Here is a 25248-nt window from a genome sequence, read left to right on the forward strand (position 1 = left end):
ACGACGAAATGCGTTGTCCAAGCGGTGTTGTCGAGAATGACGAACTTCATACGAAGAGTTCGTGAAAAAAAATAAGAAAGGGTTTAGGATGAATTCGAACGCGCTTGCTTCTGCGCAGTCATACGAAGGCAGGCACGTCTTCAGACTCAGGCGAGGGAGGTAGCATGGATATTTACAGCAGCTTCGCGAACCGCTTCGAAAAAACGCGAGAGGAAGAGCTCTCGCTGGAGGAGTATCTCGCGCTCTGCAAGAACGATCCATCCGCGTATGCGACGGCGGGTGAACGCATGCTGGAAGCAATCGGGGAACCTGAACAGATCGATACCCGCAACGACCCGCGCCTGTCGCGGATCTTCGCGAACAAGGTCATCAAGGTGTATCCGGCATTCCGTGAGTTCTACGGAATGGAGGAGGTGATCGAGCAGGTGGTCGCGTATTTCCGCCACGCTGCGCAAGGTCTCGAAGAGAAGAAGCAGATCCTCTACCTGCTGGGCCCGGTGGGCGGCGGCAAGTCGTCGATCGCCGAGCGTCTGAAGCAACTGATGGAGCGCGTGCCGTTCTATGCGCTGAAGGGCTCGCCCGTCAACGAATCGCCGCTCGGGCTGTTCGACTACGACGAGGATGGTCCGATCCTCGAGGAACAGTACGGCATTCCGCGCCGCTACCTGAAAAGCATCCTGAGTCCGTGGGCCGTCAAGCGCCTGCACGAATACAACGGCGACATCCGCCAGTTCCGCGTGGTGCGACGCTATCCGTCGATCCTGCGGCAGGTCGGCATCGCGAAGACGGAGCCGGGCGACGAGAACAATCAGGACATCTCGTCGCTGGTCGGCAAGGTCGATATCCGCAAGCTCGAACAGTACGCGCAGGACGATGCCGACGCATACAGCTACTCGGGCGGCCTGTGCCTCGCGAACCAGGGCCTGCTCGAATTCGTCGAAATGTTCAAGGCGCCGATCAAGGTGCTGCACCCGCTGCTGACCGCCACGCAGGAAGGCAACTTCAAGGGCACCGAAGGCTTCGGCGCGATTCCGTTCGACGGCGTGATTCTTGCGCACTCGAACGAATCGGAGTGGAAGGCCTTCCGCAACAACCGCAACAACGAGGCGCTGCTCGACCGGATCTTCGTCGTGAAGGTGCCGTACTGCCTGCGCGTGTCGGAAGAGATCAAGATTTACGAGAAGCTGATCCGCAATTCGTCGCTGGCCGAGGCCGTGTGCGCGCCGGGCACGCTGAAGATGATGTCGCAGTTCTCGGTGCTGTCGCGGCTGCACGAGCCGGAGAATTCCAGCCTGTTCTCGAAGATGCAGGTGTACGACGGCGAGAATCTGAAGGACACCGATCCGAAGGCGAAGTCGTACCAGGAGTATCGCGACTACGCGGGCGTCGACGAAGGGATGACCGGCGTATCGACGCGCTTCGCGTTCAAGATCCTGTCGCGCGTGTTCAACTTCGATACGAGCGAGGTCGCGGCCAACCCGGTGCACCTGATGTACGTGCTCGAACAGCAGATCGAACGCGAGCAGTTCCCGCCGGAAACCGAGCAGAAGTATCTGTCCTTCGTGAAGGACGTGCTCGCGTCGCGCTACGCGGAATTCATCGGCAAGGAGATCCAGACGGCGTATCTCGAATCGTATTCGGAATACGGGCAGAACATCTTCGACCGCTACGTCACGTATGCGGATTTCTGGATCCAGGATCAGGAATTCCGCGACCACGACACGGGCGAGAGCTTCGACCGCGCCGCGCTGAACGCGGAGCTGGAGAAGATCGAGAAGCCGGCCGGGATCAGCAATCCGAAGGATTTCCGCAACGAGATCGTGAACTTCGTGTTGCGCGCACGGGCGGCGAACGCCGGCAAGAACCCCGTGTGGACGAGCTACGAGAAGTTGCGCGTCGTGATCGAGAAGAAGATGTTCTCGAACACCGAGGAGTTGTTGCCGGTCATTTCGTTCAACGCCAAGGGTTCGGCGGAGGAGCAGCGCAAGCATGAGGACTTTGTGAACCGGATGGTCGCGAAGGGCTATACGCCGAAGCAGGTGAGGCTGCTTTGCGACTGGTACCTGCGCGTGCGCAAGTCGTCATGACACGCGCGGTATCGTGCCCGGACGGCGAGTCCGCCCGGGCGCTTTCAGAGGCGCCGCCCGCATGACGGCAGACGGCATGCGCGGCGAGTGCCCCGGCAGATCGACTTTCGAGCGGGAGACCGGGAGTGCTTCATCAAATCATCGACCGCAGGCTGGCCGGCAAGAACAAGAGCATCGCCAATCGCGAACGCTTTCTGCGTCGCGTCAAGAACTACATTCGTCGTGCCGTGTCCGACGCGGTGCGCGACCGTAGCATCAAGGATATCCAGAGCACGCAGAGCATCACGATCCCGCGCAAGGACATCGCGGAGCCGAATTTCCGGCACGCGCCGGGCGGGCGTCGCGAATACGTGCACCCCGGCAACGAGGACTACGTGCGCGGCGACAAGATTCCGCGTCCGCAGGGCGGCTCGGGCGGCGGCGGCAGTCAGGCGAGCAACGAGGGCGAAGGGCAGGACGACTTCGTGTTCGAGCTGTCTCGCGACGAGTTCATGCAGTACTTCTTCGACGATCTCGAACTGCCGCGCCTCGTGAAGACGCACCTGCTGACGGTGCCGAGCTGGAAGAACGTGCGCGCGGGCTGGTCGGCGGAGGGCACGCCGAACAACATCGACGTCGTGCGCTCGCTGCGCAGCGCGCTCGGCCGGCGCATCGCGCTCGGCTCGCCGCTCGTCAACGAGCTGCGCGAGCTCGAGGCGCGGCTCGAAGCGCTGAAGAACGACACCGAAGACCGCCGCGCGGAAATCGCGACGCTCGAAGCCGAGATCCATCACCTGAAAGGGCGCATCTGGCGGATTCCGTTCATCGATCCGTTCGACCTGCGCTACATCAACCGCGTGAAGCAGCCGCAACCGTCGAGCCAGGCCGTGATGTTCTGCCTGATGGACGTGTCGGGCTCGATGGACGAGCAGCGCAAGGATCTCGCGAAGCGCTTCTTCATCCTGCTTTACCTGTTCCTCAAGCGCAACTACGAGCGCATCGAAGTGGTGTTCATCCGTCACCATACGCGCGCCGAGGAAGTCGACGAAGATACCTTCTTCCATTCGACCGAAAGCGGCGGCACGGTGGTGTCGAGCGCGCTCGAACTGATGCGCAAGGTGATGAACGAGCGCTACTCGCCGACCGAGTGGAACATCTACGGCGCGCAAGCGTCCGACGGCGACAACTGGACTGACGATTCGCCGAAGTGTCGCAAAATCCTGGAAGAGGATATTCTCACCAAGACGCGTTACTTCGCGTATATCCAGGTCGCGCCGGAAGAGCAGAATCTGTGGCTGGAATACGCGCAACTGGCCCTGTCGCAACCGCATCTCGCGATGAAAAAAGTGGAATCGGCTGCGGACATTTACCCGGTGTTTCGCGAATTGTTCGAAAAGCAGGTGGAAATGTCATGACGACCCGCCATCTGCACAACGAGTCGCGCGGCTACGAGCCGCGCTCTTCCGGCGACGACACGGCCGGCCCTGCCGCACCGCAGCAACGCGTGCAGGCCGAACCGCCGCCGCCGGCCGCCGACTTGCCCGGTTCCGGGCAAAAGGAAGCGCGTATGAACGTTGCCGAACGCAAGCCACTGCCGTGCCCGTCCGACTGGACGTTCGAATTGCTCGAGGAATACGACACGCACATCTCGCAGGTCGCCGAACAATACGAGCTCGACATCTACCCGATCCAGCTCGAGCTGATCAGCGCCGAGCAGATGATGGATGCGTACGCGTCGGTCGGGATGCCCGTCAACTACCGCCACTGGTCGTTCGGCAAGCACTTCCTCGCGACCGAAAAAAGCTACCGCCGCGGCCAGATGGGCCTGGCCTACGAAATCGTCATCAATTCGAACCCGTGCATCGCGTATCTGATGGAAGAGAACACGATGACGATGCAGGCGCTCGTCATCGCGCACGCGGCGTACGGGCACAACTCGTTCTTCAAGGGCAACTACCTGTTCCGGCTGTGGACCGACGCGCACGCGATCATCGACTATCTCGTGTACGCGAAGAACTACGTCGCGGAATGCGAGGAGCGCTACGGCCTCGATCGCGTCGAGGAACTGCTCGACTCGTGCCATGCGCTGATGAACTACGGCGTCGACCGTTACAAGCGGCCGCAGAAACCGTCGCTGTCGAAGGAAGCGGCCCTGCGGCGCGAGCGTGAGGCGTACCTGCAGTCGCAGGTCAACGAACTGTGGCGCACGCTGCCGGGCAAGAAGCCCGAACTGACGGAGGAGCAGGAAGACCGCTATCCGCCCGAGCCGCAGGAGAACCTGCTGTATTTCGCGGAGAAGAACGCGCCGCTGCTCGAACCGTGGGAGCGGGAAGTAATCCGCATCGTGCGCAAGATCGGCCAGTATTTCTATCCGCAGCGGCAGACGCAGGTGATGAACGAAGGCTGGGCGACGTTCTGGCACTACACGCTGCTCAATACGCTGTACAACCAGGGGAAGCTGGAAGACGGCTTCATGATGGAGTTCCTGCATTCGCACAGCAACGTGGTCTACCAGCCGCCCGTCACGAAGCCGTACTACAGCGGGATCAACCCGTATGCGCTCGGTTTCTCGATGATGAGCGACATCCGAAGGATCTGCGAAGCGCCGACGGAAGAGGACTACAAGTGGTTTCCGGAGATCGCGGGCACGCCGTGGCTGCCGGCGATGCACTATGCGATGCGCAACTTCAAGGACGAGAGCTTCATCGCGCAGTACCTGTCGCCGAACCTGATTCGCGAGATGCGGCTCTTCTCGGTGCTCGACGACGACATGCGCGATTCGCTCGAGGTATCGGCGATCCACGACGATTCCGGCTATCAGTACGTGCGGCAGGCGTTGTCGCGGCAGTACGACATCCATCATCGCGAGCCGAACATCCAGGTATGGGCCGTCAACACGCGCGGCGACCGTAGCCTCACGCTGCGTCACTTCATGACCGACAACCGTCACCTGTCGAACGACAGCGAGGAGGTGCTCAAGCACATGGCGCGGCTCTGGCAGTTCGACGTGTATCTGGAAAGCGTCGACGAGGCCGGCACCGTGCGCAAGCGCTACGAATGCCGCTACGTGCCGCCGGAAGTGCGCGTGTGATCGTCGCCAAGCGAAAATGTTTGCATCGGACGCCAGCCTGAGGGCTGGCGTTTTCATATGACGAACGCGCGGCCGGAGAAAAATTTTCTACATCCGGACGAACCCGGAGCGCTTGTTACTTTACATTTCGCTAAAATCCCGTAGCGCCGTGCGCCGGAACCGGTGCCACGCGCGACCGCACGCGGCGGCCCAGCCGTCTCGCCCAGAAAGCACTAAAAGGAACAGACCAACCCATGGACGTCCAGACCGACCAAGCTGCGCTGTCCGCGCATGACACCCGGCGGCGCGTGTTCGCCATCGTCGGCGCCTCGTCGGGCAACCTCGTCGAGTGGTTCGACTTCTATATCTACTCGTTCTGCGCGCTGTACTTCGCGCCGGCATTCTTCCCGAGCGGCAACACGACGACCCAGCTGCTGAACACGGCGGGCGTGTTCGCGGCCGGCTTCCTGATGCGTCCGATCGGCGGTTGGCTGTTCGGCCGCATCGCCGACCGTCACGGCCGTCGCACGGCGATGATGATCTCGGTGCTGATGATGTGCGGCGGCTCGCTCGTGATCGCGGTGCTGCCGACCTATGCGCAGATCGGCGCGCTCGCGCCGGCACTGCTGCTGGTCGCGCGCCTGTTCCAGGGGCTCTCCGTCGGCGGCGAATACGGCACCAGCGCGACCTACATGAGTGAAGTCGCGCTGAAGGGCCGTCGCGGCTTCTTCGCGTCGTTCCAGTACGTGACGCTGATCGGCGGCCAGCTGTGCGCGCTGCTGGTGCTCGTGATCCTGCAGCAGACGCTGTCGGCCGGCGAGCTGAAAGCATGGGGCTGGCGCATTCCGTTCGTGGTCGGCGCGGCGGCCGCGCTGATCTCGCTGTACCTGCGAAAGTCGCTCGACGAGACGTCGACGAGCGCATCGCGCGACAAGAAGGACGCCGGCACGATCCGCGGCGTGTGGCAACACAAGGGGGCGTTCTTCACGGTGGTCGGCTTCACGGCCGGCGGCTCGCTGATCTTCTACACGTTCACGACGTACATGCAGAAGTACCTGGTCAACACCGCCGGCATGCACGCGAAGACGGCCAGCAACGTGATGACCGTCGCGCTGCTCGTCTACATGCTGATGCAGCCGGTGTTCGGCGCGCTGTCGGACAAGATCGGCCGCCGCACGTCGATGATCCTGTTCGGTGCGTTCGCGGTGATCGGCACGGTGCCGCTGATGCATGCGCTGAAGGACGTGACGAGCCCCGTGGCCGCGTTCGTGCTGATCACGGTCGCGCTGGCGATCGTCAGCTTCTACACGTCGATCAGCGGCCTCATCAAGGCCGAGATGTTCCCGCCGGAAGTGCGCGCGATGGGGGTGGGCCTGTCGTATGCGGTCGCGAACGCGATCTTCGGCGGCTCGGCCGAGTACGTCGCGCTGTGGTTCAAGTCGATCGGCAGCGAGGAAACCTTCTACTGGTACGTGACCGTGCTGTGCGCGATCTCGCTGATCGTGTCGTGGCGCATGCGCGATCCGAGCAAGGAAGGGTATCTGCGCCACGAGCCGTGATCGGATGCGCGTCGCGCGGACTTGCACGATGACGAACGTCCGGTCGGTTAGCGGTTTTTTTTGCGGCGTGTGATGACACGTGCGGCGAAATCCGCTGTTCGACCCGGCACGTGCCGGCACGAGCGTGCCGCGTCATATCGATATGGAAATCGATTCGTTGTCCACGGCGCGCGATTTCCTTAATCTGACTGCGTAGTTCGTGTGACACCTCCTTGACTGGGATTCGCGCCCGCTGCTTGCAGCGGGCGTTTTTTTATGCGGCAGCGCGTGCCTGCAGCCCGCGCGCCTCATCACGAAACCCGCAGAGCAAAGCACCAATTGTTGGTTCGAATTCGCCGCGCGCGCTGATACGTTAGCGGCTTCGCGACGACACACTTCGTCGCGATGTTCTTCGAACCGTGCCGCCGCGCGATCCGCGGCGGCCTCCATAACAAATCAGGTCGTGCTCATGAAAATCAACACGCTCGCTACGTGGCTCATCGGGGTCGCGCTCGTTACCGCAGGCACCGTCGCGCATGCGGACCGTCTCGACGACATCAGGAAGGCCGGCGTGCTGCGCGTCGCGACGTTCGACAGCAATCCGCCGTTCGGCTATGTCGACGCGAAAAGCAACCGCATCGTCGGTCTCGACGTCGATTACGCGAAGGCGCTGGCCGACAAGCTCGGCGTGAAGCTGCAGCTGCAACCGACCAACCCCGCGAATCGCATCCCGTTCCTGACGTCCGGCAAGGTCGATCTCGTGCTCGCGAATTTCACGATCACCGACGAGCGCGCGAAGCAGGTCGACTTCAGCATTCCGTATTTCTCGTCGGGCCAGCAGTTTCTCGCGAAGAAGGGCGTGCTGAAATCGGCCGACCAGTTGAACGGCCTGCGCGTCGGCGCGGACAAGGGCACGACCAACGAGATCACGCTGCGCGAGAAATTCCCGAAGGCGACGATCGTCGCGTACGACGACACGCCGTTCGCGTTCGCCGCGCTGCGCGCCGGCAACGTGCAGGCCATCACGCAGGACGGCCCGAAACTGATCGGCCTGCTCGCGAACGTGCCCGACAAGCAGAACTACGAGATCCCGGCGTTCACGATCTCGAACGACTACATGGGCGTCGGCGTGCCGAAAGGCGAGACGCGCCTGCTCGGCTTCGTCAACGACACGCTGAAGGGGCTCGAGGCGAGCGGTCGCGCCACGCAGATCTACGACGCATGGTTCGGGCCGACCACGAAAACGCCGCTCACGCGCATTTTCCGTATCGGCGACAAGACCTGAGCGGTCTCGCACGTGCGCCGCGACCGGCCTGAACATCGGCCGTGCGGCGCTTTTTGTTTTCATCCGAACGTGCGCTTCGTGCGCGCGCCACAGCATGCTCGGGTTGGCTCCCAAATATCTGTCCTGGCTCTGGCAGGGCTTCCTGCTGACACTCGGCCTCGCGGCCGCGTCGGCGGTCGCCGCGACCGTCGGCGGGCTACTGCTCGCCGTGATGCGGCATGCGCGCGGCAGGGCGCCGCGCGCGGTCGCCGCCACCTACGTCGTCGCGTTCCGCAACACGCCGCTGCTCGTGCAGTTGCTGTTCTGGTATTTCGGCGTCGCGTCGTTGCTGCCCGATACGTGGATCGCGTGGCTCAACGCGCGCCATGCGGCGAGCGTGGGCCCGTTCACGCTCGCGTGGCCGTCGTTCGAATTCGTCGCGGGCTGGGTCGGCTTGAGCGCCTATACCGCGGCATTCGTCGCCGAGGAATGCGAGGCCGGCCTGCGCGGCGTGCGACGTGCGCAACACGATGCGGCGGCCGCGCTCGGCCTCACGCCGATGCAGTCGCTGCGCTACGTGGTGCTGCCGCAGGCCGTGCGCATCGCGCTGCCGCCGCTGTTCGGCCAATACATGAATCTCGTGAAGAACTCGTCGCTCGCGATGGCGATCGGCGTCGCCGAGCTGTCGTATGCGTCGCGCCAGGTCGAGACCGAAACGTTCAAGACGTTCGCCGCGTTCGGCGTCGCGACGTTGCTGTACGTCGCGGCGGTGGCCGCGATCGAGGCCGGTGCGTATGCGGCCACGCAATGGCGCGACCGGCTCGGAGCGGGGCGCTGACGATGGATCTTTCGCTGCTCGTCTCCAATTTGCCGTACCTGCTCGTCGGCGCGTTCCCGGACGGTCCGCTCGGCGGCGCCGCGCTGTCGCTGGTGCTGGCGCTCGCGTCCGCGATCGCGTCGGCCGGGCTCGGCGTGGCGCTCGGCGTCGCGATGGCGCTCGCACGCGGTCCGGCGCGCGTGCTGCTGCTCGCATTCATCGGCTTCTTTCGCGCGATTCCGGTGCTGATGCTGATCTTCTGGACGTATTTCCTGATGCCCGTGCTGCTGCACATGGACGTGCCGGGGCTCGCGACGGTCGTGTGCGCGCTGGCGCTGGTCGGCGGCGCGTATCTCGCGCATGCGGTGCATGCGGGGATCGTCGCGGCGGGCGACGGGCAATGGCAGGCCGGGCTGTCGCTCGGCCTCACGCGTTGGCAGACGGTGCGCTACGTGCTGCTGCCGCAGGCGATCCGGATCATGACGCCTTCGTTCGTCAACCAGTGGGTCGCGCTCGTGAAGGACACGTCGCTCGCGTATATCGTCGGCGTGCCGGAACTGTCGTTCGTCGCGACCCAGGTGAACAACCGGCTGATGGTGTATCCGGCGCCGATCTTCCTGTTCGTCGCGGCGATCTATCTGGTGCTGTGCACGTCGCTCGACGGCGCGGCGCGTTGGTTGCTGTCGCGCCGTCCGAGGGCGCAGCGCATTGCGCAGGCGGCGGAGCGCACCGAACCCGCGCGGTGACGGCATGCCGCCCGATGCAGGTGGCCGATTCCCGGTGATGAAGATGGATGGCCGCGTCGCCGCTGGTCGAGCGGCGACGGGCGTGAGCATGCTGCTGTGGTCGCGGTGCGCTTCTTGGCGTGCGTGCCGGCGTTCGCGCGTCAGGACGCGCTGTAATGCGTATCGAACACCGCGCGCAGCGTCGACGAACCGATCGCGAAATCGCCCCACAGCGGCCCGTCGTTCTGCGCGAACGCGAACGGCGTCGTACTGATCGACGCGAGGCGCAAGCGCCATTGCGCGGCTTCCTGGCGGAACGCGGTGAGCTGCATGTCGGACAGCGCCGTCTGCGCGCTCGCGAGCGTGACGAGCGGATCGACCGGCTCGTTCGCGACTCGCACCTCGAAATGCAGGTGCGGGCCCGTTGCGGCACCGGTCATCCCGACCGAGCCGATGCGCTGGCCTTGCTTCACGGTTTCGCCGACCTTCAGCCCGCGCGCGAACGCGGACAGGTGCGCGTAGTAGGTCGAATAGCCGTCCGCATGATCGACGATCACATAGCGGCCGTAGCCGCCCGGATCGGTGCCGACGAACGACACGACGCCGTCCGCGGCCGCATCGACCGGCGTGCCGCTGGGCGCGGCGAGGTCCACGCCCGTATGGAATGCCATCGCCTGCGACAGCGGATGGATGCGCTCGCCGAAGAACGAGCTGATGCGCGTCCACTTGACCGGCATCGTGAACGCGGCAGCTTCGAGCGGCGAACCGTCGAGCGTGTAGTACGCGCCATGCTCGGCGCCCGGCGCGCGGAACCAGATCGCGCCGAACGTGCGGCCGGCGACGCGCAGCTCGAGCGCGGTGAGGCGCGGCGTGCCGTCGTTCGTGTCGAACGCGATGCGGTAATAGTCGCCGCGCTGCGCACTCGCGCGCATCGCGACCTTGCCGGTGACGAGATCGCCGAGCTGGATGCGCACTTCGGGCGGCACGTCGAGACGGTTCAGCGTATCGGACAGCGTGAGCTCGATGTCGCCCGCGCGCATCCCGTGCCGGGGATCGGGCGACGCGAACTGGAACAGGCTCGCGTAGCCGAGCATGTCGTTGCGATGTGCGCTGAGCGGCGCGAACAGGCCCGGCTGCAAGCTGCGATCGGGGCGATCGACGTGTTCGTTGCGCTCGCCGATCGTGCGGGCGAGCTCGCTCGTCACGAAATGCTGCGCGGTGGGAAACGGCGTATCGGACAGCACGCGCTGCGGCAGCGCGGCCGTGCCCGAGTCGACGGCGCCCGGCAGTTGCGACACGGCCGGCAGGGCGGCGGCGAGGCCGAATGCGGCGAGCGCACCGAGCACGGCGGCCGGCACGAGCGCGCGCACGGCGCGCTGCGCACGACCGGGCGCGGCGGCATCAGGGGTTGCGACGGACTTGACCAAGGTGTCCACATCCAGGAAAGCGGTTCAAAGGGGTGTGGGCGAGGGCCGCCGGCGGCACATCGTCGAACGGCGACGGGGCGGGCGGCGGGCGTGCAACAAAACAGGCCCCGCCAGGGGCCTGTGTCGTTTCCGTTCGACCCAACGCGCGGGGCGGGCCCGCTTCGAACGGCGGCGTGCATACCGGGTCGAACCCGGTTATCACGCAGACGCTAAAGAAAGATGACAGCGTCAGTCTACCGATGTTCCGCGAAACGTTAAAAATTTTAAAGGGGGTCGGTTCGTTCGTTTCGTACTGCGGTAAATCGGGTTAAATCAGCATTTGTTACGATGATTTTGGTCGATCAGGCAATTTTTGCGCGCGGCGGCGCAGAGCGGCGGAGGTGCGGACGGCGTCGAAGCCGGCATCGAGCATCGCCTCGGCGTCGTTCCACAGGTTGCCGCGCAGCCGGTTGGTCCAGATCATCGATGCGAACACACCTTCGAGCAGCGACACGAGATAGACGGCGGCCAGATGCACGTCGAGATCGGCGGCCACTTCGCCGGCCGTGATCGCGCGACGCAGCAGCGCCTTGGCGATGCGCAGCATCTGCAATTCGAGCAGCATGCGGCGCCGCTGCAGCGCACCGTTTTCCTCGCTCTGCTCGCACTTCGTATAGAGAATCACCAGCACGCGCTGCATCGGGCCCGGCTCGCCGCATTCCTGCAGGTAGTGCGACGCGGCGCGCCGCAGCGTCGCGAACGGCGGCAGGCCGTCGCCCGCGTCGAAACCTTCGGAGGTGCGTGCGAACGCGCGGTCGCACATCGCCAGACACACTTCCATCTTGTTGCGGTAGTGGCCGTAGACGGCGCCCCGCGACATCCCGGCGGCCTCGGCGAGGTCCGCCATCGCGGTTTGCGCGACGCCGCGCTCGAGCAGCACGAGCTCGGCGGCGTCGAGGATCCGGTGCTTGATGGCGAGCGATTCTTCCCGGGTCTTGCGGGCCATGTCGTGAAATTCCTTACAGTTCGCTGTCGTTTTATTGAGACAAAGTGAGCGCCGGATTGAGGCGGCCTGTATTTAATCAGTCGTGACTGATTATAATCGGCCACCCTGAGCCGCCGCATTGTATCGGCGGCGAGTGATCCGAGGTCAGAACATGAATAACAAACGCACCCTGTGGCGCCGCCTGGGGCTGGCGCCGTTCGCGCTCGCGGCGCTGCTGGCCGTGGCGGGATGCGGAAAGGGCGACAAGAACGCCGCGCCGGAGACCGCGAAGCAGGCCACCGTCGTGACGGTACGCCCGACAGCCGTGCCGATGACCGTCGAACTGCCGGGCCGGCTCGACGCATATCGGCAGGCGGAGGTGCGCGCGCGGGTCGCGGGCATCGTCACCGCCCGTACCTACGAGGAAGGCCAGGAAGTGAAGCAGGGCGCGGTGCTGTTCCGCATCGATCCCGCGCCGCTGAAGGCCGCCCGCGATGCCGCGCAGGGCGCGCTCGCGAAGGCGCAGGCCGCCGCGCTCGCGGCGACCGACAAGCGCCGCCGTTACGACGACCTCGTGCGCGATCGCGCGGTGAGCGAGCGCGACCACACCGAGGCCGTCGCGGCCGACACGCAGGCGAAGGCCGAGGTCGCATCCGCGAAGGCCGAACTCGCGCGGGCTCAGCTACAGCTCGACTACGCGACCGTCACCGCGCCGATCGCGGGCCGCGCACGGCGCGCGCTCGTGACCGAGGGCGCGCTCGTCGGCCAGGACCAGGCGACGCCGCTCACGACCGTCGAGCAGCTCGATCCGATCTACGTGAACTTCTCGCAGCCGGCCGCCGACGTCGACGCATTGCGTCGCGCGGTGAAGAGCGGGCGCGCGACGGGCATTGCGCAGCACGACGTCGCGGTGACGCTGCTGCGCGCCGACGGCACCGCGTATCCGCTGAAGGGCAAGTTGCTGTTCAGCGATCTCGCGGTCGATCCGACCACCGACACCGTCGCGATGCGCGCGCTGTTCCCGAATCCGGAGCGCGAGCTGCTGCCCGGCGCGTATGTGCGGATCGCGCTCGACACGGCGGTCGACCAGCGGGCGATCCTCGTGCCGCGCGACGCGCTGTTGCGCACGACCGACCGGACGTCGGTGCGCGTGGTCGGCGCGAACGGCAAGGTCAAGGACGTCGAAGTCACGGCCGACCAGATGAGCGGCCACGACTGGCGCGTCACGCGCGGCCTCGCGGGCGGCGAGCGCGTGATCGTCGACGACGCGGCGCAGTTCGCGCCCGATACGGTCGTCAAGCCCGTCGAGAAGGCGCCGCCGTCGAAGGCGGCGCCGGCAGCGGCCGCTTCGCAGGCGGCCGCCCGTCAAACCTGACCGGTTCAAACCAACATGGCACGTTTCTTCATCGATCGCCCCGTCTTCGCGTGGGTGATCGCCATCTTCATCATGCTGGGCGGCCTGTTCGCGATCCGCGCGCTGCCCGTCGCGCAGTATCCGGACATCGCGCCGCCCGTCGTCAGCATCTATGCGACGTACCCGGGCGCGTCCGCGCAGGTCGTCGAGGAATCGGTGACCGCGCTGATCGAGCGCGAGATGAACGGGGCGCCGGGGTTGCTGTATACGTCCGCGACGAGCAGCGCCGGAGCGGCGTCGCTGTACCTGACGTTCAAGCAGGGCGTGAACGCCGATCTCGCGGCCGTCGAAGTGCAGAACCGGCTGAAGACGGTCGATGCGCGCCTGCCCGAGCCGGTGCGTCGCGACGGCATCCAGGTCGAAAAAGCCGCCGACAACATCCAGCTCGTCGTGTCGCTGACGTCCGACGACGGCCGGATGACCGACGTGCAGCTCGGCGAATACGCGTCGGCGAACGTCGTGCAGGCGCTGCGTCGTGTCGAGGGCGTCGGCAAGGTGCAGTTCTGGGGCGCCGAATATGCGATGCGGATCTGGCCCGACCCGGTGAAGCTGGCCGGGCACGGCCTCACCGCGTCGGACATCGCGTCGGCCGTGCGGGCGCACAACGCGCGCGTGACGATCGGCGACATCGGCCGCAGCGCGGTGCCGGACAGCGCGCCGATCGCGGCGACCGTGTTCGCGGACGCGCCGCTGAAGACGCCGGCCGACTTCGGTGCGATTGCGTTGCGCGCGCGGGCCGACGGCTCCGCGCTGTTCCTGCGCGACGTCGCACGCATCGAATTCGGCGGCAACGACTACAACTATCCGTCGTACGTGAACGGCAAGGTCGCGACCGGGATGGGCATCAAGCTCGCACCGGGCTCGAACGCGGTGGCCACCGAGAAGCGGGTGCGCGCGACGATGGACGAGCTGTCCGCGTACTTCCCGCCGGGCGTGACATACCAGATTCCGTACGAGACGTCTTCGTTCGTGCGCGTGTCGATGAACAAGGTCGTCACGACGCTGATCGAGGCCGGCGTGCTGGTGTTCCTCGTGATGTTCCTGTTCATGCAGAACCTGCGCGCGACGCTGATCCCGACGCTCGTCGTGCCGGTCGCGCTCGCGGGCACGTTCGGCGTGATGTACGCGGCCGGCTTCTCGATCAACGTGCTGACGATGTTCGGGATGGTGCTCGCGATCGGCATCCTCGTCGACGACGCGATCGTCGTCGTCGAGAACGTCGAGCGGCTGATGGTCGAGGAGGGGCTCGGGCCGTACGACGCGACCGTCAAGGCGATGCGGCAGATCAGCGGCGCGATCGTCGGGATCACCGTGGTGCTGACGTCGGTGTTCGTGCCGATGGCGTTCTTCGGCGGCGCGGTGGGCAACATCTACCGGCAGTTCGCGCTGTCGCTCGCGGTATCGATCGGCTTCTCGGCCTTTCTCGCGCTGTCGCTGACGCCCGCGCTGTGCGCGACGCTGCTCAAGCCGGTGTCCGGCGACCACCACGAGAAGCGCGGCTTCTTCGGCTGGTTCAACCGCTTCGTCGCGCGCGCGACGCAGCGCTACGCGACACGGGTCGGCACGATGCTGAAGAAGCCGCTGCGCTGGCTCGTCGTGTACGGCGCGCTGACCGCGGCGGCCGCGCTGATGCTCACGCAGTTGCCGAGCGCGTTCCTGCCCGACGAGGACCAGGGCAACTTCATGGTGATGGTGATTCGCCCGCAAGGCACGCCGCTCGCGGAAACGATGCAGAGCGTGCGCGAGGTCGAGTCGAGCATCCGCCGCGACGAGCCGACCGCCTATACGTATGCGCTCGGCGGCTTCAACCTGTACGGCGAAGGGCCGAACGGCGGGATGATCTTCGTCACGCTGAAGAACTGGAAGGAGCGCAAGGCCGCACACGATCACGTGCAGTCGATCGTCGCGCGCGTCAACGAGCGCTTCGCGGGCACGCCGAACACGACGGTGTTCGCGATGAACTCGCCGGCGCTGCCCGATCTCGGTTCGTCGAGCGGCTTCGACTTCCGGCTGCAGAATCGCGGCGGGCTCGACTACGCGGCGTTCAGCGCCGCGCGCGAGCAACTGCTCGCGGCGGGGCACAAGGATCCGGCGCTCACCGACCTGATGTTCGCGGGCACGCAGGACGCGCCGCAACTGAAGCTCGACATCGATCGCGCGAAGGCGTCCGCGCTCGGCGTGTCGATGGACGAGATCAACACGACGCTCGCGGTGATGTTCGGCTCCGACTATATCGGCGACTTCATGCACGGCACGCAGGTGCGGCGCGTGATGGTGCAGGCCGACGGGCTGCACCGGCTCGATCCGGACGACGTGCGGAAGCTGCGCGTGCGCAACGCGCGCGGCGAGATGGTGCCGCTCGCGGCGTTCGCGACGCTGCACTGGACGCTCGGGCCGCCGCAGCTCACGCGCTACAACGGCTATCCGTCGTTCACGATCAACGGCTCGGCCGCGGCAGGCCACAGCAGCGGCGAGGCGATGAGCGCGATCGAGCGGATCGCCGCGACGCTGCCGGCCGGCATCGGCCATGCGTGGTCGGGGCAATCGTTCGAGGAGCGGCTGTCGGGCGCGCAGGCGCCGATGCTGTTCGCGCTGTCGGTGCTCGTCGTGTTCCTCGCGCTCGCGGCGCTCTACGAGAGCTGGTCGATTCCGTTCGCAGTGATGCTGGTCGTCCCGCTCGGCGTGATCGGCGCGGTGCTCGGCGTGACGCTGCGGGCGATGCCGAACGACATCTATTTCAAGGTGGGGCTGATCGCGACGATCGGGCTGTCGGCGAAGAACGCGATCCTGATCGTCGAAGTCGCGAAGGATCTCGTGGCGCAGCGCATGCCGCTCGTCGACGCGGCGCTCGAGGCCGCGCGCCTGCGGCTGCGGCCGATCGTGATGACCTCGCTCGCGTTCGGCGTCGGCGTACTGCCGCTCGCGTTCGCATCGGGCGCCGCGTCCGGCGCGCAGAGGGCGATCGGCACAGGCGTGCTCGGCGGCGTGATCACGGCGACCGTGCTCGCGGTGTTTCTCGTCCCGCTGTTTTTCGTGATCGTCGGCCGCCTGTTCGACGTCGGCCCGCGCCGGCGCGGCGGGTCGCGGCCGGCGACGATGGAGGGTTCGCAACCATGATGTTTGCGCTGAACGTATGCGCCGCGCGGCGGGCTCCGGTCGCGCTGGCCGCTGCACTCGCGCTCGCCGGCTGCTCGCTCGCGCCGCGTTACGAGCGTCCGGCGGCGCCGGTGCCGGCAAGCTATGCGCCGGTCGACGGCAGTAACGCGCCGGCGGCCGAACCGGCCGCGGCGCAGGATGCCGCGTTGCTCGACGACTGGCATGCGTATTTCACCGATCCGGCGCTGCAGGCGTGGATCGATGCGGCGCTCGCGAACAACCGCGACCTGCGGATCGCGGCCGGCCGGCTCGAGGAAGCGCGTGCGTTGTACGGCGTGCAACGCTCGGACCGGATGCCGTCGGTCGATGCGCAGCTCGGCTATGAGCGCGCGCGCCAGTACGATCCGGTCGTGCGCGAAAGCGCGATCAGCGGACTGTATCGCGCGGGCGTCGGCGTCAGCGCGTACGAGCTCGACCTGTTCGGCCGCGTGCGCAACCTGTCCGACGCGGCGCTCGCCGAATACTTCGCGACGGCCGACGCGCAGCGCACGGTCCGCATCGGCGTGATCGCCGAAGTGGCGGGCGCGTACGTATCGGAACGTGCACTGCACGAGCAGCGGGCGCTCGCGCAGCGCACGCTCGATGCGCGCGAGCGGATCGCCGCGCTCACGCAACGTCGCTATGCCGCCGGCACGAGCGACGCGATCGAGCTGCGCTCGGCCGAGATGCTGGTCGCGTCCGCGCGCGCGTCGCAGGCCGCGCTGCAGCGCGAGCATGCGCAGGCCGTGCGGGCGCTGCAACTGCTGGCGGGCGATTTCGCGCGCAACGTGCCCGCTGACGCGACCGCGCTCGACACGCTGTCGATCGCACCCGTGGCGCCGGGCGCGCCGAGCGAATTGCTCGAACGGCGGCCGGACATCCGCCAGGCCGAGGCACGGCTGAAAGCCGCGAACGCGAACATCGGCGCGGCGCGCGCGGCGTTCTTCCCGCGCATCGCGCTGACGACCGACTACGGCTCAGTGAGCGACGCGTTCTCGAACCTGTTCGCGGCCGGCACGAACGTGTGGACCTTCGCGCCGCGCATCACGCTGCCGATCTTCGCGGGCGGACGCAATCGCGCAAACCTCGACGTCGCGAACGCGCGCAAGGACATTGCGGTCGCCGAATACGAGAAAGCCGTGCAGACCGCGTTTCGCGAAGTGGCCGATGCGTTCGCCGCGCGCGACTGGATCGACCGGCAGCTTGCCGCGCAGCAGGACGTGTATGCGGCGGACGGCGCGCGGCTGAAGCTCGCGGAGCGTCGTTATGCGGGTGGCGTCGCGACCTATCTCGAACTGCTCGACGCACAGCGCAGCACGTACGAGTCGGGGCAGGAGCTGATCCGGCTCCGGCAGCTCAGGCTCGCGAACGCGATCGCGCTGTATCGCGCGCTCGGCGGCGGCTGGGCGCCGGCATCGGCGGAGGCTGCGGCTTCCGCGTGAGATGGGCGATGTGTTGCCTGGCGCCGCAGCGTGCCGGGCAACACGACGGCGGCTGCACGATTCGATGTGCGGTCGTCACTTCGACGGGGCGTGCCGCCCACCGTACCGCCTTGCGCCATCGGCGCTTCTTTTGCCGGCCCGCGCATCGTTCTCATCTCCCGGCCGCGCAGCGGCGGCTTCTGCTGCCGCCCGCATCCATAGACCCATCGTGTCGTCCGCCTGAGCAAGCACGTGCCGCGTCTCTTCGTTTCCCATTTCATCGAATCCGGCATGCCATGCGTGTTCCGGCGACCGCGCATGCTGCAGATTCCCGATCGGTAATTGACGATCGAATTAATCAATGCATTGGAAACAATCGCGGCGGCAAAGTGTCGCAGTAAAACGTTTGTATGCTTTTCGCAATCGTTTGCGCGATAAATCCATATTGATAAGATTCCGCCGTTAATTTCCTGTCAGTTGAAAATGATTCGATATTCGTGTTGCGATCGGACAACGATGGCGGCACTGGACAATGTTTTGTCCTTTGGCAGGAGGCCGCGCGCAAGTCGGTGCCGACGAGGAGGGATATGGAAGAGACGATTATCGGCAAAAAATTCCCTTAATCTTCAAGCGCTTCCGGAAAATCAAAAAGGAGTGCGGATAAAAGATCCGGAATTGAAAGACAAAAGGAATGAATGAGCTTCTAGAGGAGTGAATCGAACATTGTCAGATGCATTTGACAATGATTTACAGAAATCTTTCGTTGTTATCTCGATAATGCCGCCTCGTGTCGGACGGGAGCCACCACACGCTACCGTTTGTGTCCGCCACGTCGTCCATTCCATTTGCACTCCTTACGGGAAACGTCATGAAAAAATCTCTCCTGACCGCCGTCGCACTCGCGGCCCTGTCCACCTCGGCCTTCGCGGCGGGCACCGGCACGATCAACTTCACGGGCGAGATCGTCGCGGGCGCATGCGGCATCGATGCGAACTCGGTCAACCAGACCGTGCAGCTCGGCAAGGTGCCGACCAACAAGTTCAAGCAAGCCGGCGACAAGTCGGACCCGGTGTCGTTCGACATCAAGCTGACCGACTGCGACACCAGCATCGCGCAGAACGCGTACTTCACGTTCACGGGCACGTCGAGCGCCGGCCAGCCGAAGCTGCTCGCCACGATCGGTTCGGCAACCAACGTCGGCATCCGCCTGCAGTCCGCGTCGGGCGAATACCTCGACAACGGCGCCGAGCAGAAGGCGCCGACGCTGCTGCAGAACGGCACGAACACCGCGCGCTTCGCGGCGATGTACGAAGCGACGGCAGCCGGCGTGACGCCGGGTACCGCCGACGGCGTCGCGAACTTCACGGTCCGCTACCAGTAAGCGTCCGTACCGGAGGAGGGAGGCGTGCGTCCCTTCCTCCTTCGTCTTTCCTCCCGTTTTCCTTCTCCCTGGACTCCCGGTAGCGCCGCGTGCGAATCAGACATTCCTTCCTTTGCGTCTCCGTGCTGGTCGTCGGCAGCCAGAGCCATGCGACGGAATTCAATTCGTCGTTCCTCGACATCGACGGAACGAGCAACGTCGACCTGTCGCAGTTCTCGCAGCCGGACTTCACGTTGCCCGGCGAGTACATGCTCGACGTGCAGGTCAACGACCTGTACCTCGGACTGCAGCCGATCGAATTCGTGACCGTCGATGCGACGGGCGCGGGCAAGCCGTGCCTGCGACCGGAGCTCGTCGCGCGGTTCGGCCTGAAGCCGTCGCTGGTCAAGGATCTGCCGCGTTTCCGGGGCGGTTGCGTCGACCTGGCTGCGATCGAAGGGGCGACCGTGCGTTACCTGAAAAGCGACGGGCGGCTCAAGATCACGATTCCGCAGGCCGCGCTCGAATTCACCGATTCGACTTACCTGCCGCCGGACCACTGGTCCGAAGGGATTCCCGGCGCGATGCTCGACTATCGCGTGATCGCGAACACGAACCGCAACTTCGGTGCGGCCGGCGGGCAGACGAACGCGATCCAGGCCTACGGGACGGTCGGCGCGAACTGGGCGGCGTGGCGCTTGCGCGGCGACTACCAGGCGCAATCGAACGTGGGTAACACGGCGTACGCGGATCGCACGTTCCGCTTCAGCCGGCTTTACGCATTTCGCGCGCTGCCGTCGATCCAGTCGACGGTGACGTTCGGCGACGACTACCTGAGCTCGGACATTTTCGACACGTTCGCGCTGACGGGCGCGTCGATCCGCAGCGACGACCGCATGCTGCCGCCGTCGCTGCGCGGCTATGCGCCGCTGATCTCGGGCGTGGCGCGCACCAACGCGACCGTGACCGTGTCGCAGGCCGGCCGCGTGCTGTACGTGACGCGCGTGTCGCCGGGCGCGTTCGCGCTGCAGAACATCAACACGAGCGTGCAGGGCACGCTCGACGTCGCGGTCGAGGAAGAGGACGGCAGCGTGCAGCGCTTCCAGGTGACGACCGCCGCCGTGCCGTTCCTCGCGCGCACCGGACAGTTGCGCTACAAGGCCGCGGTCGGCAAGCCGCGCCTGTTCGGCGGCGCCGGCATCACGCCGTTCTTCGGTTTCGGCGAAATCGCGTACGGCCTGCCGTTCGACATCACCGCGTATGGCGGCTTCATCGCGGCGTCGGGCTACACGTCGGTCGCACTCGGCGTCGGCCGCGATTTCGGCGCCTTCGGCGCGGTGTCGGCCGACGTCACGCACGCGCGGGCGCGCCTGTGGTGGAGCGGCGCGACACGCAACGGCAACTCGTATCGCATCAACTATTCGAAGCACTTCGACGGGCTCGATGCCGACGTGCGCTTCTTCGGCTACCGCTTCTCCGAGCGCGAGTACACCAACTTCGCGCAATTCTCCGGCGATCCGACGTCGTACGGCCTCGCCAACAGCAAGCAGCGCTATTCGGCGACGATGTCGAAGCGCTTCGGCAATACGTCGACCTATTTCTCGTACGACCAGACGACCTACTGGGCGCGTGCGTCCGAGCAGCGGGTCGGCCTGACGCTCACGCGTGCGTTCTCGATCGGCACGCTGCGCAACCTGAACGTCAGCGTGTCGGCATTCCGCACGCAGAGCGCGGGCGCGAGCGGCAACCAGTTCTCGGTCACCGCGACGCTGCCGATCGGCGGCAACCACACCGTCACGTCGAACCTGACGACGGGCAGCGGCAGCACCAGCGTGAACGCCGGCTACATCTACGACGACCCGGCCGGCCGCACGTACCAGGTCAATGCGGGCGCGACCGACGGCCGCGCGTCGGCGAACGCGAGCTTCCGCCAGCGCACGTCGGCGTACCAGCTCACCGCGCAGGCGTCGACGCTCGCCAACGCGTATGCGGCCGCGTCGCTCGAAGTCGACGGCTCGTTCGTCGCGACGCAGTACGGCGTGTCCGCGCACGCGAACGGCAATGCGGGCGATACGCGGCTGCTGGTGTCGACCGACGGCGTGCCCGACGTGCCGCTGTCCGGCACGCTCACGCATACCGACTCGCGCGGCTACGCGGTGCTTGACGGCATCTCGCCGTACAACGTGTACGACGCGACCGTCAACGTCGAGAAGCTGCCGCTCGAAGTGCAGGTCACGAACCCGATCCAGCGCATGGTGCTGACCGACGGCGCGATCGGCTTCGTGAAATTTTCCGCGGCGCGCGGCAGCAACCTGTACCTGACGCTGACCGACGCGGCCGGCAAGCCGCTGCCGTTCGGTGCGTCGGTGCAGGACGCGGCGAACGGCAAGGAACTCGGCATCGTGGGCGAAGGCGGCGCGGCGTTCCTGACCCAGGTTCAGCCGAAATCCACGCTGGCGGTGCGGGCGGGCGAACGGACGCTCTGCACGATCGACGCACTGCCGAATTCACTCCAACTCGAAGGCACGCCGATTCCGCTGACGTGCCGGACACCCGGCGAGCCGCATGCGGCGGCCGCACGGGTCGAACGATGATTTCCATGGATCTAGCGATGAAGAACGTTTTCTCCCTTGCTTTCCCGCGGCGCGCGCTGTGCGCGTTCGCGGCCGTCGGTGCGGTGCTGGCAGGCGCCGCGCATGCGGCGATCGTGCCCGACCGCACGCGCGTGATCTTCAACGAAGGCGAGCAGGCCGCGATCGTGACGATCGCCAACAAGAGCACGACGTATCCGTATCTCGTGCAGTCGTGGCTCGAGGATGCGAAGGGCAACAAGATCACGTCGCCGCTGATGGTCGTGCCGCCGCTGCAGCGGGTGGAGGCGAACGAGCGCAACGTGCTGCGGATCGCGAAGCTGCCCGGCGCGCAGTTGCCCGCCGATCGCGAAACGGTGTTCTACCTGAACATCCGCGAAGTGCCGCCGAAGACCGACACGCCGAACACGCTGCAGATCGCGCTGCATACGCAGATGAAGCTGTTCTACCGGCCGAAGGCCGTGCAGCCCGCCCGCGACGAGGACTGGACGCTGCCGATGACGCTGCGGGTGGATGCGGCCGCGCACAAGCTGGTGTTCGACAATCCGACGCCGTACCACGTGACGGTGGTCGACGTGAGCGCGGGCGCGCAAAAAACGCCGGTGCCGATCGAGCCGACGATGGTGAGCCCGATGAGCACGGCCGACGTGCCGTTCAAGGCGGCGACGCCGTCGACGCTGTTCGTCACGCATATCGACGATTACGGCGGCCAGGTGGCGGTCGAGTATGCGTGCGAGGCCGGTGTGTGCAAGAGCGTGAAGAAATGAGCGGGGGCGCTCGAAGCGGGGCGGCGACGCGAACGCCCGGGTGGCTCCGGTGGTGGGTGCTCGCGCTGTTCGTCGCGCTTGCGCAGCCGGCGTGGGCGTTGAAATGCGTCGCGAACGGCAGCGGCATGTCGCTGACCGAATCGATCGGCAACGTCGCGTCGTATCCGACCGACGCGCCGGACGGCTACGTGATCTGGGTTTCTCCGCCGCGCACGACGACCGGCTATTGCTACAAGGATATTCCCAGGCTGCAGAACTTCCCCGAGCAGGTTTACTTCTACGCGAATCCGGCGATGCAGAATCCGGCTGCATGGGGGCTCGAAGTCGGCATTCGCTACGGTGGCGAAGACCATTACGGGCGCGGCAACCTGCAGGGCGATCGCATCGATACGGGCAGCTCCGTCGGTGTGTGCCATTTGAGCGATTGGGAGGTCGGGCAAGGGCGGTGCCCCAAGGTGCCGATCAGCATCACGTATCAGATCGTCGTGCGCAAGCGCGGAACGTGGGTGACGCCGCCGTCGGACGTCTACGCGGTGTTCCAGTTCGACGGCGAGCGCGGGCTGAACAGCAACGGGAGCTTCCGTTACTACCTGAGCGGATTGCAAAAGCTCAAGCCGACGCCATGCACGGTCGACGTGCTGGTGACGCCCGAGCCGGGCATCGTCAATTTCGGGCAGGTGCAGACGTCCGGCAACGGCTTCCTGCCGGCCGTGCCGCGCCGGCGGTTTTCGCTGTCGCTGACGAAGAAATGCAGCATCCCGGTGCGCGTCGACGGTTACTTCGAAGCGACGAAAGGCATCGTGCAGAACGGCTTGCTGGTGCCTGACAGCAAGAGCAACTTCGGCATCGGCCTCGAGGACAGCCAGGGCAAGGCGATCGAGTTCAACAAGCAGTTCACGCTCACGCAGTTTCCGGCCAACGTCACGAATCAGAGCGTGTTGCTCGATGCGGTGCTCAAGTCGTTCGGACCACCGAAGATCGGGCCGTTCGATGCGGCCGCAACGATCCGGATTTTCCTGTATTGAGCGTTGTGCGGCGTCGATCCATTGACCGGGATCGGCGTGACCCGAGCGAATGCGCGCGGCCCGTCGCCGGGGCAACGCCCGGCAGCACGAACAGCCGGGCCGTGTCGCGACCCTACGAAGCCGTTGTTCGAGCAACCTCATCCAGCGACGGCTTCGCACCGGCCCGGTGCCGGACGACCACCTCACCCAGCCGTTCGAACCGGTACACGAAGGCCGGCGGAAAATTCATCCACGCGACTCCGACCCGCACGGCGCGAACGCGCATGGCTTCCAGATGGCGCGCGGGAATCGGGCAGCGCGGCACATAGGTGAACTGATGGAACGCGCCACCGGCAGCCAGATGGCGCGCAAATGCGCACTGCACGATCGCGACGGCTTGTTCGACCGGCATCGCGACGAGCGGCAACCCGCTCACGATCGCGTGCGCGCGCTGCCCGCCGAAGAAGTCGCCGGTCGTCCCGAGCTCGGCCGCATCCATCTGCATCACCCGCAACGCCGGAAATTGACGCCGCAGCGCGTTCGCGAACGCGTGATCGGCTTCCACCAACACCAGCCGCTCGCTCGCGACGCCGCGTGCGAGCAGCGCGCGCGTGAACACGCCGGTGCCGGCGCCGAGTTCGATCACGGACGCGCCGTCGCACGGCACCTGTGCGGTGATCAACGCGGCGAGCGCCGGACCGGACGGCGCGAGTGCGCCGACCCGGCGCGGATTGCGCCACCAGCTACGCAGAAACAGCATCCATTCGGGGATTCGCATCGACAGGCTCCTGGAGGGTCGATCGGTCAATGACAGGCGCGGCTAGGCGACCGCTTGCGCGGCGAGATAGCCGGCCGTGATGAACAGCGTGTTCCATAGCGCAATGCCGGCCGCGGCGCCGGACGCGAAACGCGTGAAGCTCGTTTCCAGCAATCCGGCGAGCGCCGGCGCGACGAGCCGGACGAATGGCACCAGTTGCGACCACAGGGCGAGCCGCGTGGGCCGCGCGCGGATGTTTTCGATCAGTGCGTCGATTCTGGCGGGCTGCAGCCGGCCCAGCGGCGCGAGGCGGCGCAGCAGGGTCAGCACGCTGTCTTCCGGCCACAGATTGCCGAGCGCGTAATGAAAGAGGCAGCCGGCGAAACTGCCGAGCACCGTGACGACGATCGCTTCCGGCAAGGTCCACGCGCCTTGCGCACCGGCGATGCCGATCATCGCGAGCAGCACGTGCGACGGCAGCACGGGAATCAGTCGTTCGATCAGCGACAGCCCGGCGAGGCAGACGATGCTGTTGGCGCTGGCAAGGCTCAGCGCGAGGCCGAACGGGACGAGCGTGGCGAACTGGTTCATCGCGCGGCTCCCGTGCGACCCGTGCACGACGAGCACGACGAAGACGACGAACACAACGAACACAACGAACACAACGGACACGACGGACACGACGGACACGACGCGTGCGGCCTTCCATGCCAGAATGGCGCGCACCGGCCCGGCGCGAAGGTGGCGCGCCGCGCCGTCTTGCATCGCAGCAACGAAATCGAAGAACGGAACACGGTCATGGCGGGCCTCTCTGGAAAGCGCCGGATGCATTGCGCCGGCAATGCGGCGATCGATGCGCATCGTGGCCCCTCGGCTTTAAGAAGTTTTTAATCGCGGTCCGTCAGGCTGGCGACCTCGCCAATCGAGG

The 25248-nt window shown here is 65.9% G+C and carries 19 protein-coding genes; 15 read left to right on the forward strand and 4 right to left on the reverse strand.

The annotated features are described in order from the left end of the window. Positions 1-164: 164 nt before the first annotated feature. The 7 genes from WS54_RS21295 to WS54_RS21325 all read left to right on the forward strand — a co-directional run bounded on the left by WS54_RS21295 (position 165) and on the right by WS54_RS21325 (position 9501). Positions 165-2087 (forward strand): PrkA family serine protein kinase, encoded by a 1923-nt coding sequence (locus tag WS54_RS21295; RefSeq protein WP_027784391.1) that lies wholly within the window; start codon positions 165-167, stop codon positions 2085-2087. 125 nt (positions 2088-2212) lie between these two features. Then, positions 2213-3481: a YeaH/YhbH family protein gene (locus WS54_RS21300; RefSeq protein WP_034207259.1), complete on the forward strand. Its 1269-nt coding sequence runs from the start codon at positions 2213-2215 to the stop codon at positions 3479-3481. Then, positions 3478-5157, forward strand: coding sequence for a SpoVR family protein (locus WS54_RS21305; RefSeq protein ID WP_034207260.1), 1680 nt, complete (start codon positions 3478-3480; stop codon positions 5155-5157). Before WS54_RS21300 ends, WS54_RS21305 begins: the two co-directional genes overlap by 4 nt. 233 nt (positions 5158-5390) lie before the next feature. Further along, positions 5391-6695, forward strand: a complete 1305-nt coding sequence (locus WS54_RS21310; RefSeq protein ID WP_034207261.1) for an MFS family transporter — start codon at positions 5391-5393, stop codon at positions 6693-6695. 448 nt (positions 6696-7143) lie between these two features. Beyond that, positions 7144-7959: an ABC transporter substrate-binding protein gene (locus WS54_RS21315; protein WP_059498964.1), complete on the forward strand. Its 816-nt coding sequence runs from the start codon at positions 7144-7146 to the stop codon at positions 7957-7959. 94 nt (positions 7960-8053) lie between these two features. Continuing rightward, positions 8054-8776 carry an amino acid ABC transporter permease gene (locus WS54_RS21320; protein WP_059785646.1) on the forward strand — a complete coding sequence of 241 codons (723 nt, stop codon included), beginning with the start codon at positions 8054-8056 and terminating at the stop codon, positions 8774-8776. 2 nt (positions 8777-8778) lie between these two features. Further along, entirely contained in the window at positions 8779-9501 is a 723-nt protein-coding gene (locus WS54_RS21325; RefSeq protein WP_034207264.1) for an amino acid ABC transporter permease, read from the forward strand. Positions 9502-9641: 140 nt separating this feature from the next. Here the strand turns inward: WS54_RS21325 and WS54_RS21330 are convergent, their stop codons facing one another. Both WS54_RS21330 and WS54_RS21335 read right to left on the reverse strand, forming a co-directional pair. Beyond that, positions 9642-10907 carry a M23 family metallopeptidase gene (locus tag WS54_RS21330; protein ID WP_059785649.1) on the reverse strand — a complete coding sequence of 422 codons (1266 nt, stop codon included), beginning with the start codon at positions 10905-10907 and terminating at the stop codon, positions 9642-9644. A gap of 322 nt (positions 10908-11229) precedes the next feature. Continuing rightward, the gene (locus tag WS54_RS21335; RefSeq protein ID WP_059785652.1) at positions 11230-11892 is read right to left on the reverse strand and encodes a TetR family transcriptional regulator; all 663 of its coding nucleotides are present in this window, start codon (positions 11890-11892) and stop codon (positions 11230-11232) included. Positions 11893-12043: 151 nt separating this feature from the next. On the opposite strand from WS54_RS21335, the gene WS54_RS21340 reads away from it, so the two are divergent. The 7 genes from WS54_RS21340 (at position 12044) to WS54_RS21375 (ending at position 23584) form a co-directional block, all read left to right on the forward strand. Then, positions 12044-13246, forward strand: a complete 1203-nt coding sequence (locus tag WS54_RS21340; protein ID WP_059785655.1) for a MexX/AxyX family multidrug efflux RND transporter periplasmic adaptor subunit — start codon at positions 12044-12046, stop codon at positions 13244-13246. A 15-nt stretch (positions 13247-13261) separates the two neighbouring features. Further along, entirely contained in the window at positions 13262-16402 is a 3141-nt protein-coding gene (locus WS54_RS21345) for a multidrug efflux RND transporter permease subunit (RefSeq protein ID WP_059785658.1), read from the forward strand. Next, positions 16402-17862: an efflux transporter outer membrane subunit gene (locus WS54_RS21350; RefSeq protein ID WP_059785976.1), complete on the forward strand. Its 1461-nt coding sequence runs from the start codon at positions 16402-16404 to the stop codon at positions 17860-17862. The genes WS54_RS21345 and WS54_RS21350 overlap by 1 nt, the downstream gene beginning before the upstream one ends. Before the next feature lie 847 nt (positions 17863-18709). Then, positions 18710-19222: a fimbrial protein gene (locus WS54_RS21360; RefSeq protein WP_034207269.1), complete on the forward strand. Its 513-nt coding sequence runs from the start codon at positions 18710-18712 to the stop codon at positions 19220-19222. Positions 19223-19344: 122 nt separating this feature from the next. Continuing rightward, a complete protein-coding gene (locus tag WS54_RS21365) occupies positions 19345-21795 on the forward strand; it encodes a fimbria/pilus outer membrane usher protein (RefSeq protein WP_059785661.1) in 2451 nt (816 codons plus the stop codon). Positions 21796-21812: 17 nt separating this feature from the next. Then, positions 21813-22559 carry a fimbrial biogenesis chaperone gene (locus tag WS54_RS21370; RefSeq protein ID WP_059785665.1) on the forward strand — a complete coding sequence of 249 codons (747 nt, stop codon included), beginning with the start codon at positions 21813-21815 and terminating at the stop codon, positions 22557-22559. After that, the gene (locus tag WS54_RS21375; RefSeq protein ID WP_059785668.1) at positions 22556-23584 is read left to right on the forward strand and encodes a fimbrial protein; all 1029 of its coding nucleotides are present in this window, start codon (positions 22556-22558) and stop codon (positions 23582-23584) included. Before WS54_RS21370 ends, WS54_RS21375 begins: the two co-directional genes overlap by 4 nt. A gap of 112 nt (positions 23585-23696) precedes the next feature. On the opposite strand, the gene WS54_RS21380 is transcribed toward WS54_RS21375, so the two are convergent. After that, a complete protein-coding gene (locus tag WS54_RS21380; RefSeq protein WP_108041938.1) occupies positions 23697-24341 on the reverse strand; it encodes a class I SAM-dependent methyltransferase in 645 nt (214 codons plus the stop codon). 42 nt (positions 24342-24383) lie between these two features. Next, entirely contained in the window at positions 24384-24911 is a 528-nt protein-coding gene (locus WS54_RS21385; protein WP_059785978.1) for a DedA family protein, read from the reverse strand. 21 nt (positions 24912-24932) lie between these two features. Between WS54_RS21385 and WS54_RS33750 the strand changes: the two genes are divergently transcribed. Continuing rightward, on the forward strand, positions 24933-25211 hold the full coding sequence (locus WS54_RS33750) for a hypothetical protein (RefSeq protein WP_082725186.1): 279 nt from the start codon (positions 24933-24935) through the stop codon (positions 25209-25211). The last annotated feature ends 37 nt before the right edge of the window (positions 25212-25248 follow it).

This window comes from Burkholderia sp. NRF60-BP8 (assembly GCF_001522585.2).
GTDB lineage: Bacteria > Pseudomonadota > Gammaproteobacteria > Burkholderiales > Burkholderiaceae > Burkholderia.